Annotated in this window: 13 protein-coding genes; 6 read left to right on the top strand and 7 right to left on the bottom strand. The window is 52.6% G+C overall.

The window, feature by feature from the left end:
- Positions 1–87 precede the first annotated feature (87 nt).
- From abc-f to CIG75_RS21355, 3 genes are all read right to left on the bottom strand, one after another.
- Positions 88–1,821, bottom strand: coding sequence for a ribosomal protection-like ABC-F family protein (gene abc-f / locus CIG75_RS00455; protein WP_094234855.1), 1,734 nt, complete (start codon positions 1,819–1,821; stop codon positions 88–90).
- A 647-nt stretch (positions 1,822–2,468) separates the two neighbouring features.
- Positions 2,469–3,467 carry an LLM class flavin-dependent oxidoreductase gene (locus CIG75_RS00450; protein WP_094234854.1) on the bottom strand — a complete coding sequence of 333 codons (999 nt, stop codon included), beginning with the start codon at positions 3,465–3,467 and terminating at the stop codon, positions 2,469–2,471.
- A 178-nt stretch (positions 3,468–3,645) separates the two neighbouring features.
- On the bottom strand, positions 3,646–3,774 hold the full coding sequence (locus tag CIG75_RS21355; protein WP_265415053.1) for a hypothetical protein: 129 nt from the start codon (positions 3,772–3,774) through the stop codon (positions 3,646–3,648).
- 410 nt (positions 3,775–4,184) lie between these two features.
- On the opposite strand from CIG75_RS21355, the gene CIG75_RS00445 reads away from it, so the two are divergent.
- A complete protein-coding gene (locus tag CIG75_RS00445) occupies positions 4,185–4,655 on the top strand; it encodes a hypothetical protein (protein WP_094234853.1) in 471 nt (156 codons plus the stop codon).
- A gap of 60 nt (positions 4,656–4,715) precedes the next feature.
- Entirely contained in the window at positions 4,716–5,255 is a 540-nt protein-coding gene (locus CIG75_RS00440) for a M23 family metallopeptidase (protein ID WP_227874309.1), read from the top strand.
- A gap of 178 nt (positions 5,256–5,433) precedes the next feature.
- Here CIG75_RS00440 and CIG75_RS00435 read toward each other — a convergent pair whose 3' ends face one another.
- The gene (locus CIG75_RS00435) at positions 5,434–5,835 is read right to left on the bottom strand and encodes a VOC family protein (protein WP_094234851.1); all 402 of its coding nucleotides are present in this window, start codon (positions 5,833–5,835) and stop codon (positions 5,434–5,436) included.
- Between the two features lie 390 nt (positions 5,836–6,225).
- Here CIG75_RS00435 and CIG75_RS00430 point away from each other — a divergent pair, with 390 nt between their 5' ends.
- From CIG75_RS00430 to CIG75_RS00415, 4 genes are all read left to right on the top strand, one after another.
- On the top strand, positions 6,226–6,918 hold the full coding sequence (locus tag CIG75_RS00430; protein ID WP_227874308.1) for a response regulator transcription factor: 693 nt from the start codon (positions 6,226–6,228) through the stop codon (positions 6,916–6,918).
- On the top strand, positions 6,915–7,931 hold the full coding sequence (locus CIG75_RS00425) for a sensor histidine kinase (RefSeq protein ID WP_094234849.1): 1,017 nt from the start codon (positions 6,915–6,917) through the stop codon (positions 7,929–7,931). The genes CIG75_RS00430 and CIG75_RS00425 overlap by 4 nt, the downstream gene beginning before the upstream one ends.
- Before the next feature lie 104 nt (positions 7,932–8,035).
- Complete coding sequence (locus CIG75_RS00420; RefSeq protein ID WP_094234848.1) at positions 8,036–8,632, top strand: DUF2306 domain-containing protein; 597 nt, start codon at positions 8,036–8,038, stop codon at positions 8,630–8,632.
- Positions 8,629–8,946, top strand: coding sequence for a hypothetical protein (locus tag CIG75_RS00415; RefSeq protein WP_094234847.1), 318 nt, complete (start codon positions 8,629–8,631; stop codon positions 8,944–8,946). The genes CIG75_RS00420 and CIG75_RS00415 overlap by 4 nt, the downstream gene beginning before the upstream one ends.
- A gap of 433 nt (positions 8,947–9,379) precedes the next feature.
- Here CIG75_RS00415 and CIG75_RS00410 read toward each other — a convergent pair whose 3' ends face one another.
- From CIG75_RS00410 to CIG75_RS00395, 3 genes are all read right to left on the bottom strand, one after another.
- Positions 9,380–9,973 (bottom strand): YdeI/OmpD-associated family protein, encoded by a 594-nt coding sequence (locus tag CIG75_RS00410; RefSeq protein ID WP_094234846.1) that lies wholly within the window; start codon positions 9,971–9,973, stop codon positions 9,380–9,382.
- A 517-nt stretch (positions 9,974–10,490) separates the two neighbouring features.
- A complete protein-coding gene (locus CIG75_RS00400) occupies positions 10,491–11,747 on the bottom strand; it encodes an RNA polymerase sigma factor (protein ID WP_094234844.1) in 1,257 nt (418 codons plus the stop codon).
- The gene (locus CIG75_RS00395) at positions 11,747–12,178 is read right to left on the bottom strand and encodes a YciI family protein (protein ID WP_094234843.1); all 432 of its coding nucleotides are present in this window, start codon (positions 12,176–12,178) and stop codon (positions 11,747–11,749) included. The genes CIG75_RS00400 and CIG75_RS00395 overlap by 1 nt, the downstream gene beginning before the upstream one ends.
- Between the last annotated feature and the right edge of the window lie 143 nt (positions 12,179–12,321).

The raw sequence follows: 12,321 nt of genomic DNA, 5'->3' as shown, positions 1-12,321 counted from the left end.
TTTCGCCGCGAACAGCACAACCCCCTTTTTTGAAAAGGGGGTTGTGTTTACCAGCCGTTTGAAATATCAAAATAACAGATGGTGTGGTCAGCCGTTCAAGTCGGTGCGCAACTGGTTGCGGCGGCGGCTCAGGGCGAGAAATTCTGCGTCCTGCTCCCGTTTTTTCACTTCGTCGAGTACGGTGCTCATCTCCCAAGAAAGCTGTGCCAGCCGCGTCTCAATTTGCAAAATTTCATCCTGTAGCTGGCGTTTGTTGACCTTCTTCGCCGACTTTTTGACAGCCTTTGTCTGTTGCTTGCGCTCCCAATATTCGCGAAAGCCATACGGATAGACGGTGAGCCGCCCGTCGCGAAGCTCCCAAACTTTATTGGTCAACTTCTCAAGGAAAAAGCGGTCATGTGAGGCGCAGATAATCGCACCAGGGTAGTCGGCGAGCGCTTCCTCCACCTTTTCCCGCGTCACGATATCCAAATGGTTCGACGGCTCGTCGAGCACCAACAGGTTGTTGCGGGAGAGGATCAGTTTGACGAACACATAGCGCACCCGCTCGCCAAAGCTCAACGTGGACAGTTTGCGGAACACTTCATCTTGGCGGAAGAGGAAACTGCCAAGAAAGACCCGTGCGGTCGTGCGATCCATACCGTCCAGTTGCAACAGATCGTCGAGCAAACTGCGCTCCAAATCAAGCGTGGCGAATACCTGATCGAAGTAGCCCAAGTTGGCGGTAGGCGTCAGGCGCAAGTGCCCGGCTTGGGGAGTCAGCTCCCCAGTCAACATTTTCAAAAGCGTGGTTTTGCCAGCACCATTCGGCCCGATCAGCGCGATCCGGTCCCCTTTTTCCACTGCAAACTTGACCTCATCCAGCAACTGCCGCTCCCCGTAACCAAACGCGATCTCGTCGCCTTGCACCAAGACGGTTCGCTCCGATTGCTCGATGTCGAGAAAACGCACATGAGCGGCCAGTTGCCGTTCCGGTTTTTCCTCCGGTTCCATGCTATCAAGGCGGTACTGCATCGCTTTGATGACCCGCTGTGTTTTGGCGGCACGGCCTTTGTCTATCGCCTTGAGGTGTCTGGCAAACGAATCGGTCGCTTTGCGCCCTTGCTCCCCTTTGGCCGCCCATTGCTGCTTGCGGGAGATCGTCTCTTGCAGGCGCTCTTTTTCTTTCAGGTATTCATCATACTCCTGTTGGATGCGCTCCTTTTCCCCGGCAACCCATGCCGCATACTGGCTGTAGCTGCCCGAGTAGGTGGTGAGCTGGCCTTTTTTCAGCTCCCACGTCAGGTCGGTCACTTCGTCCAGAAAACGGCGGTCATGGGAAATGATGACCATCGCGATCCTCAGCCCTTTGAGCGTTTGCTCCAACCAGCGCACCGCATCGAGGTCGAGGTGGTTGGTCGGCTCATCGAGCAATAGCAGTTCCGGATTGACGCTCAGCGCCTTCACCAAAGCGACCTTGGTCTGCTCCCCGCCGCTCAACTGATGCAGCGGGCGCTCCCATACGTGGTCACCGACACCGAGCTCCTTGGCGATGCTTGCGTCCGGCACGATGTCCTGACGGGCGAACCAGTCGGTCACGTTCAAGCTGCCCTCGCTTTCCAGTGACTGCGGAATGTAGCCCGTCACACAGGAGATGCGCAGCGTGCCGCCCTCCGGTTCGTCTACACCTGCGAGCAATCGCATCAAGGTTGATTTGCCTTCCCCGTTTGGCCCGATCAGGCCGATGCGATCACCCGCGCAGATTTCGAGTTCGATTTGTTGAATCAGTTCTTTCGCACCGATCGATTGATATAATTTTTGTGCTTGTACAAGTACCATCATCGTTGTAGGTCACTCCCCGTTTTGGAAAATTGACAACAGGGCCCCTACATCAAAAAAACCGTGGGTGCAGAAGCGCCCACGGGACAACGAACAGATTGCCGAACGAACGGCGAATCGGTTGATTACACATGGTTCACTTTGCGAGTCTCCAAAAGCAGACAGACTGCTCCCATACCCGCCGCCTGCATGAATCGCAAGCCGCGTTTGCATTCTACACCCTATTGAATGATGCGGGGCATTTAGAATACAAACAAAGTGTCCATGTCCGTAAAACCAATCCACCTTTCCTTATCGTTGTCTTGAGCATATCAGATGCGCAAGTGCATAACAAGTCTACTCTTTCCTGATCCTTCCTGATTTAGTCGCACCAGTTCCCACCCTTTTTGGCTGAGGATGACAAGCTCGCCTGAACAGCGACCATCCTGATTCAGCCGAGCGCCCACGCCGGACGACGGAAGGGGTTGCTGTCACCGTCCATGAGATCGCTGGGCATGGCGGACCGGATCGCGAAATGGTGGCTGAAGCACGACATGCCGTACACCGCGAACTACTTGCTCAACCACCAGTTGCCTTTCACCCGCCACCGCCCGCTGGAAAACGTCTGTGTTGCCGCCAACGTTTCGGCGTGCATAAAAAGACACTCCCCGCTACAGGAGTGTCTTGGCCAACAGTTCATAGGAGCGTTTTCGTGCCGTGTGCGAGTGAATCATGCTGTTGATCATCACTTCATCCGCTCCGGTTTGTTCCATCAGTTGAACGATGCCCTGCCCCACCTGTTCCGGCGTGCCGACGAACAACCGATGGCGAAAAGAGCCAGTCAGCAGGCGGTCATCTGCTGTGTATTCGTAGGCCATCGCTTCTTCAGGGGTTGGCAACAGGCCCGGTGTGCCATGGATCAGGCGCAGGAAGGTCAGGTCGAGCGACTTGGCATGATAGTTGGCCTCTTCCTCCGTTTCCGCGCAGATCGCCGAGACGGTGATGAGCGCATGCGGCTCTTGTTGCCACCGTGACGGCTGAAAATCGGTGCGATAACTGCGCATCGCAGGCACAGCATCCGCATCGTTAATATGGTGCGCGAAGGCGAAGTGCAGGCCAACTTTTGCGGCGAGAATCGCACTAAAATCGCTCGAGCCGAGCAACCAGACGGGAGGCAGCGCAGTTTCGACCGGCACCGCTTTGATGTTGCGGTACGGATGGTCATCCGGAAACTCACCGCTTGCGAACGACAGCAGTTCGATCAGCTGCTCGGGGAAGTTTTGGCCGATGTCCGTTTTCGATTTGCGCAGCGCCTGTGCGGTCCAAGGGTCCGTTCCCGGCGCTCGCCCCAAACCAAGATCGATTCGGCCCGGAAACAGCGCTTCCAACATTTTGAAGGTTTCCACCACTTTGAGCGGTGTGTGGTTGGGCAGCATGATCCCGCCAGAGCCGACCCGTATCCGCTCTGTGACGCGGGCCACCTGACCGATCATGATTTCCGGAGCGGTGCTGGCGATGCCTGGCATGTTGTGATGTTCGGCCAGCCAGTAGCGCTCATAGCCGAGCTGATCGGCCAATCGTGCGAGATCGAGCGTATTTTCCAACGCTTGGGTCGCTGTGAAGCCAGAGCCAAGCGGACAAAGATCAAGAACGGACAGTTTGAATCCCATCGTGTGCGGCCTCCATTTCAATCCTGTTTTCTTTCAGCATCTAGGCAAACGACACGCCCTTTGCCTCCGCGATCTCTTTATAAGTGATGCGCTTTCTGCAACGTCTTTTCAAACCTTTCCATCCCGTCTACGATCATCGACCACGCCGATAACTCCAGATGCTCAGCCCCCCAAACGCTCACTTTCGCTCACTTTCGCTCACTTTCGCTTGCTCCACTTGCTCCACTTGCTCCACTTGCTCCACTTGCAACGTGCGGCAAAAGATGTCGATGCGCTTCGCCAACTCCTCTTTTCCAGCGTTGCTCACAGACTGTGATCGTCACGGCGATTGCGGCGATCCAAACCGTTCTGCGGTCACCATGAACGCTTTGGATCGTTCGCTTGAGCTGTTCGGGGATCATGGGCTCGGAACCCTCACTTTTAGACAACAGAATAGACGATTTCATCATTGCCGGAATGAAAGAGCACTCATACCTTGTTAGTACAGCCAAACGAAAACGAAAGAGGTGACTTTCTATGGCATTTGGAGCTTACACTCGCTGGGCAGTTGTCTTTTTGATCATCTTCGTGCTCTTCTTCCTGCTGATCCCGAACTGCTATCCGGTGCAAACCACTCATGTTGAGTGCCGTTAGTATCTCTTGATCTGAAGCCCTGCCTTCATCGGCGGGGCTCAGATCTTCAATGAATGACTACTTTATAACAGGAGCGTGACAGACTTGAGCAAGCAGAGCAAGAAACGTACGACCAAGAAAGCAACTCGGAAGAACGCCCGTAAAATCGATGGAAAACTCGTATTTTTCCCGGGTGCTGGCCCGTCGAGTAGCTTCGGAACCGGAATCACAACAGGTCCGGCTGCAGCAGGTGGCTTTGGAGTAACCGGACCGTTTGGGACAGGGGCAAGCCTTGGCTTTTCCGCTTCCGGCCCTGGAGGCGCAGGTTTTGGCATTGGCGGGACAACTTCACGGTTTGGCACGACGACCGGCATCGGCGCGACTACCGGCCCTGGCGTTGGCCTCGGCGGTGGCGTGACCTCACCGTTCGGCACGCAATCGTTCGGTTTCGCACAATCGGGCCCTGGTGGCGCAGCTTTTGGCGCTGGACAGGCAACCCGCGTTGGTGGCGGCTTCGGCCCGTATGGGATGTATCCAGGACAGGTTATCTCCCGCCGCGTCGTCGCCGTCTGGTAGAGGCACGACAGAAAAGGAACAGTACCAAACTGTTCCTTTTTTGTGCAGGAGGTGTCACGATTGCGATCAATTTCCCGCTTCGCAGTCTCGTTTTTGGTACTGTTTTTGCTGCTCCTCGTGCTCGGTGCTCCTATCAATTATGGTCCTAGCGATCTATTGGCGCCGTGGCCTGCGGGGAGAGCGTATACCTGCATCAAAGGAAATTTCGATGATACGCACAACATCCCTTTCACGTATTACGGGTGGGACTTCGATCTGCCCATCGGCGCTCCGGTCGTTGCCGCATCGAGCGGTGTGGTGCACACGGTCGGCTATACGGGAACGGATGGATATGGCGATCAGGTGCGGATCAAGCACCGCAATGGCAGCTACACGCTCTATGGACATCTGAGTGAGCACCTGGTACGGGTCGGGCAGTTTGTGCAGCAAGGCCAGTTGATCGGTCGTTCTGGTGAAACTGGCTATTCGTTCTCTCCTCATCTGCATTTTTGTGTGATCGATCGCGACAATTACAGCTATCCGTCACGCTTTGTGGACATTGGCCATCCCGTGACTGGAATGTGCTGTCGTTCGCGAAATCGCGCACCCTCTATATGCTGAACAACCCCTTGGCCTACGAGGGGTTGTTCGATGATTCGAGCGCCTCGGGATCAACTTTCCAAATGGTACCTTTATTGTAGCACTGCTCAGACGATTGAATCGGCAAAAAGAACCCTTGTTTGGAGGACAAAGGTTCTTTTTGTGCGCTTGCTTTCGTTGGTACGCCGATCAGGTTGTGCTATTTGTATTGATAGTTCAGGTCCCACTGGATGCCGTACTTGTCGGTCAGTTTCGCATATTTTGCACCCCAGAACATCTTATCGAGCGGCATGAAGACCTGACCCTCTTTGGAAAGCAATTCGAAGGCCCGATCTACTTGTTCCTCGTGATCAAATTCGACCGTCAAGCTCATTTGCTCGCCCGATGCAAGATCACGTTTCGCATCGGAGAAATAGAGAAAGTGGTCGCCAATTTTCACACGTCCGTGCAATACTTTGTCTTCATATCCTGCGGGAATCTCCATGCCCCGTGCCCCGCTGTAACGGTCCAATTGTGTCACTTCACCGCCCAAAGCGTCAGCATAAAAGTTCATCGCTTCTTCCGCTTTTCCATCGAACGAAAGATAAGGAATCAGTCTCATCGAAAAAACCTCCAGCGTTTGGTGATTGGTACTTCCTCAAGTATATCCCAATCGCGGACGATGGAAAAATCATGATATGCAGAAAACGGACAAGCAGTTGACACGCCAAACGGATCGCTAACAATTCCTTCTTGGGCGCAATACTAAAATCATTACGGTTCAGAAATTATTTCTTCTGTTGCATATAGGTTAGAAAAATCCCCCTGTGTGCGACATTGAGTACACAAGACGGAACCAATTTGGCCCAAACGCTTCTTCGGTTCCACAGATCATTCCCCTTTCGTTTTGTAGCTGTTGGCAGTCGTCTACAGCGAAAATCTCACAAAACGCTCAACAAGAAGAGGCGATCCGCGCACAGATGGTACACTACTCGGTATAGAGGTGATGACCATGCAAAAAATTCTTGTCGTGGACGATGATCCCGCCATTGTTGATTTGATGAAGGACTTTCTGGAGATGGAGGGCTTTGCTGTTGAGACTGTGCACAGCGCTTCTGAAGCGTTTGTTGTTCTAGAGCGCACGACTGTGGATGCTTTGCTCGTCGATCTGATGATGCCGGGAATGAATGGATTTGACCTGTGCAGGCAGGTTCGAAAAACAAGCGACGTGCCCATCCTCTTCCTCAGCGCCCGCGAAGAAGATGCGACCAAAATCGTAGGTCTGGGAATCGGCGGAGATGATTACATTGTCAAATCATCATCGCCCGCCGAAGTGGTGGCCCGCGTAAAGGCGGTCCTGCGCAGAACAAATGGACGAAAGCCACAACCTGAGGAACGCAGCCATCGACTGGATTTCGGACGATTTGTGTTGGACCTCAAGGCTCATGACCTCTATGTGGAGGGGCGACAGGTGGCGTTGACTCCTCGCGAGTTTGAGCTATTGCGCTTGTTTGCCGAACATCCCAGACAGGTGTTTACGTACGAACATCTGTTGGAGAAGTTCTGGCATCAAGTTGGAGATAAACATACTGTGACGGTACACATCGGACGCATCCGGGAAAAAATTGAGGCCACTCCTGCGAAACCGCTTTTTTTAGTAAACGTCTGGGGAGTTGGATACCGCTTTGAAGGGGTGCGCCGATGAGGACGTTGCGGTCGCGCTGGTGGTTGGTTTGGGGGTGGTTGCTTTCCTTAGGACTGGTCGGTGGAGCTTATGCGGTGGCCGAGGAGTTTGTGGGAAAGACGGTCGCCGTTTTTTTGACGTTTGTTTTCAGCCTGCATCTGGTCGGGTGGTTTTTATCAAGGTCGGTGGTTCGCCCTTTGGATGCGTTAAGTGCGGCGGCACATCGGGTGGCCCAGGGTGAGTTGGACTTTCACATCCCCGAATCCTCCGTGCGCGAGGTGGCGGCTGTGCGATCTGCCTTTCAACTGATGGCCCAAAACCTGAAGTCCTCGTTGGAACGAGAGCAGAAATTAGAGGCAGAACGGCGCTTTTTGCTGGGGGCAATCGCTCATGATTTGCGAACTCCTTTGTTTGCACTGCGCGGTTACCTAGAGGGTTTGGAAACGGGAGTGGCCGATTCGGATGAAAAGCGGACGAAGTACCTGGCCGTCTGTCGAGAAAAAGCAGACCAACTGGAGCGGCTGGTATCCGATTTGTTTGCGTTGACCAAGTTGGATGTGTTGGAGAAACTTGTATCGCGGGAATCGGTCGATTGGGCAGATTTGGTCGAGCGATCTGTGGAAGGATTTCAGCCCCAAGCCACGCAAAAAGGGGTCACCATCCGAATTTACGGTGCCGATCAGCAGACGGATGTGCTAGGAGATGGTCACTTGTTACAGCGGGCGCTGGAGAACCTGTTAGATAATGCGATCCGACATTCACCTGCTGGAGGATTGGTCGAGGTGCGCTGGAAGGTGACGTCGGCTGACGGGATCGAGTTTTGCATCTTGGATGAAGGCGCGGGGATTGCAGAGTGGGACATATCACGGATTTTTGAACCGATGTATCGAAGCGAATCGTCTCGGAATCGAGAAACAGGCGGTGCTGGATTGGGGTTATCGATTGCAAGGCGCGTGATGCGGTTGCATGGAGGCGAGCTGGTGGCAGAGAATCGCGAACAAGGTGGGGCTTGTTTGAAGGGATGGCTGGAATAATTGGAGCTCATTCATTTGTGAGCGCCTTGCTTTTCTTTGGTGAGCGTTTTGTGAGAATCTCCTTCTACACTTAGAGCATCACAATGTGTAAGGAGACTGCACCGATGCGAACGAAACTTTTGTATGTCGCCATCCTCTTGTTTTTGCTCTACACGTTCATCGTTTATTTCCTTGTTGATCCTCATGCGACCGAGTTTCTCTCGCACAAAGACCAACTTCCCCGCAATGTCTCAGCCTGGCTGACCGTCCTGCAGGTCCATATCCTGTTTGCCAGTCTGGCTTTGGTTGTGGGCGCACTCAACTTTTCCACCATAAAGCGTAAATCGCTGCATCGTGCGCTCGGGATGCTGTACGTGTTCTCCGTCTTGGTCACGGTGCTTACCTCTGGCTATATGGCGCCCAGCGCAACGGGTGGGAAAGCGAGCAGCATGGTGTTCAACCTTTTGGAACTCGTGTGGATGGCGCTCACCGTTACGGCTGTCGTCGCGATCATCCGGAACAGGCCCAACCAGCATCGGAAGTGGATGATTCGCAGTTACGTGATTTGTTTCACCAATTTTTTTATCCATCTGTTGGCCTTTCTCTTGCAGGCAGGATTTGGTTTGGAGTACCCAGAGGCGTACAAGTTCAGTCTGTACGGTAGTCTGGTGCTGATGGTGGTGCTCTCAGAAGTCTGGATTCGGCGGTGGGCACGCCGATGACAGTTGTGCTCGGTGTGCATATCCTCGCTGCCTGCGTGCTTGCGCTGTATCTGGTATTTCCTTTCTTCCCCTGGCCCTTGCTACATAAAGTAGGTCATTACTCCCTGCTGCTCGCCTTTTTCAGTGGCATCTGGCTTGTTGCTAGCACCCGACCTCCTGTCTGGTGGTTGCTCCTCACGTTCTGCGTCTTCCTGGCGTTCTCCGCTGTGCTTGGAAGCATAAGTCGGGCCATGAATAAGGGGCGGCTCCTCCATCGCATCAAGTGGGTGCCGGCTCTGCTTTATCTCACCATGTTGGTTTTGATGGGGATGTAGGCGGTCAAGATCAGTTGCGCATTCATCATCAGGTGTCCGGCTTGTCCGGCTACATCTGGACGGGGCGGAATAGGCGGTTCTACAGTTTTGCGATGAACTTTTGGTTGACCAAGTTTGTTACTTGACCCAGTTTGTTGCTACCCGACGCCTACGCTTTACAAAAAAAGACTCAGCCATTAGGCTGGGTCTATCAGATTGAAGAAAAGTCGGTTTCATTCCAATCAAAGTGGAACAAGGGGGAACTGTCATGTACACCTTGTTCCAATCGACGCTTAGAATCCACTTATTAAGCTTCCGATTTCAAAAACAGAACTCCCGATGAAGAGCAAAGGAGTTTGACTACACGCTGAAAGACTCCGCCGTACGGCTGGTTCTATTTCATACCTCGGACATGATGCGTCGGTCCAAAGCGACAAAGGGGTGGTCGCAGCTACTAATCATTTAATCCTTTTCCATCAAGAATTTGCTGCATACGTTTTTCAATCCTTGACACTCTAGTTTTGGATTGTTTGGGTTCAGAAAAATGAAGAATGTACGCTCTTTGCCGTCCCGGTGTCAAAGACTCAAAAGCAGATTTGAAGGAGGGGATTTCATCGAATTTCTGTTGCAATTCTTCAGGGATTACGTAGTCTGTATTCTTCTTAAATTCAACTTCCCGACCAGATTTCTCAACTTCAATCGCTTCATCGATATAGGCTTTCAAGATCGATTCCATCTCCACGATTTCTCGAACATCGGTGAACCGAATCTGGCGCGCCGCCTGTACATTCTCCGTTTGTTGGATCAGGATACCATGGGCATCTTTCAACAAAGCACCTTTGTGAAACAGAAGTGCACAGTATTCTTTAAACCCATGTATGAGAACGATATTTTTCTTCTCGATCGTGTAACAAGGATGCATCCACTTAAAGTCTTCGGTCAACTCACAATCAAGAACGATTTTTCTCAACTGCTCATATTCTTCCTTCCACTTGGTAGCCTTGCTTAAAAATTCATCAACCTTAGGATTCAGTTTACTCGTTGTCATCAACGAACACCCCACTTCAATTTTTCGATCTGCTAACAGTCGAGAATGCTATTTCTCTCTTTCTCCAATTCTTTCTGTCATTAGTTGCTATCATGGAATCTTTATCAATTCTAGGATTCATCCTATTCTTTGTCTGCATGCCATTGTATCTTATTTCACTATCGTTTTGTGGTGCCAAGAAGTGAAAGTCCGAATGGAAGTTGGCGGGTGGGTATTGGAAGAACATGATACCTGCCTTGCTACTACTTATGTTACCAGACATCATGTTCATTATCCTGGTGCTCGTGTTTCTGCCCGATTCCGCACTAATTAACCCCTTCACTCGACACGACAACAAAATGATAGGAAGATCAATTTGCTTCTCACACAGATGTGCTCGGAAGGGCCCAGATCATCTAATGCAAAAACGAAGAGCCCTTAGTAGAAAGGATTCTTCGCAGATGACACACGATTTGGGGACTTACCTTCTAGAATGATACTTATGTTACGAGGATTCTGTATAATGGCTACAGTTGTCTTATTCCGCGGCGCAATCGGAAGCGCGCCTCAAAAGTAGGTCGCGTTCCTTTTCATTGCGCGAAAGGGTTGCAGCACGTTTGAATTCTAAATATGCTTCTTGCTTGCGTCCCAGCTTCGTGAGAAAGTCCCCTCGAACGCTGGGTAAAAGATGATAGTTTTTCAAAGACGGTTCTTGCATTAACGAATCGACGACTTCTAGACCCACTTCTGGGCCAAACGCCATCGAGAGCGCGACAGCACGATTCAGTTCGACGACGGGCGATGGCGTGACTTGGGAAAGAGCATCGTATAGCGCAGAAATCCGGACCCAGTCCGTCTCCGCAGCTGTGCGGGCACGGGCGTGGCACGCCGCGATTGAGGCTTGAATCAGATAAGGACCGAACGACATACCGAGTCGCTCGGCCCGTTCGATCGCAGTCAGCCCTCGACCGATGAGCAGGTGATCCCATAAAGCCCGGTTCTGGTCCATGAGCAGAATCGGTTCTCCGCTTGGGCTGACCCTCGCCCTGAATCTGGACGATTGAATTTCCATCAATGCCACGAGTCCATGGACTTCTGGCTCATCGGGCGCGATCACAGCCAATATCCGTCCAAGCCGTAGCGCCTCTTCGCAGAGCACGGGCCGAATCCAGTTTCCGCCAGATGACGCAGCGTAGCCCTCGTTGAACATGAGGTAAATGACCTCGAGCACAGACGACAACCGTGCCGGCAACTCTTCCTTCGGCGGCAATTCAAAGGGTACTCGCGCAGCCGCGAGCGTGCGCTTCGCTCGAACGATCCGCTGAGCAACGGTCGGTTCCGGAACAAGGTACGCGCTTGCGATTTCTTCGGTCGTCAATCCCCCGAGCAGCCGGAGCGTGAGCGCCACCCGAGCTTCGGCGGAAAGAACAGGATGGCATGTCGTATAGATGAGACGAAGGAGGTCGTCGCCGAAGGGATCATCGAGCGCTTCGTCCCAATCCGGCTCTTGCTGCCAATCGATCTCCCAGCCTAGCTCCTCGTACTTGCGGTCACGTAACTTATTTCTCCGCAAGTGATCGATAGCTCGACGTTTCGCAGTTGTCATCAGCCACGCTCCGGGGTTATCGGGGATGCCCGCATCCGACCACCGTTCAAGCGCGATGATAAGCGCATCTTGGGCCAAATCCTCGGCAATCCCGACATCGCGCACAATACGTGCAAGAGCGGCGATAATCTTGGCCGACTCGATTCTCCAAATGCTAGCGATGGTACGGTGGACAGCAGATTCCTCCACTACCTCAACTTCCTCTTAACACGTGCGAGCATTTCACTTTCCCTGGCTACCGCTTCCGGGTCCTGAGTCAGTTCCGCCGCCTCATACACTTGGCGCAGCTCGATTTCGCCTTCGCCGAAGCCGTGCGGATCTGGCATGCGCATCGCCCACTGGATCGCCTCTTCCCTCGATTTCACCTCGATCAACGTGAAGCCCGCGATCAGCTCTTTTGCTTCCGTGAATGGTCCGTCTAACACCTTCGGTTTTCCACCAGGTTCTGGATAAGAGATGCGAATCGCGCTCGAGCTTGGGTGGAGTCCTTGAGCGGCAATCAGTGCGCCTGCCCTCGCCAGTTCATCGTTGAACCTCCGCATCGCATCAAAATGCTCTTGATTTGGGATGATGCCGGCCTCGGAATCTTTTGTAGCTTTGACAATCAACATGAATCTCATCGAAAATCCTCTCCTTGTCTATCATTTGCCTCTATATTCGCGACGAACGAGTGACACCGAAATCGACAGGTTAAAAAATTTTTTTCTAACTCTTTTTCAATGTGTTCCAATGATTTCCTTCCCGCCCCAAGTTCAAACATGGA

Origin of the sequence: Tumebacillus algifaecis (assembly GCF_002243515.1) — a bacterium.
Classification (GTDB): domain Bacteria; phylum Bacillota; class Bacilli; order Tumebacillales; family Tumebacillaceae; genus Tumebacillus_A; species Tumebacillus_A algifaecis.
This window is presented reverse-complemented; position numbering and strand designations above follow the sequence as displayed.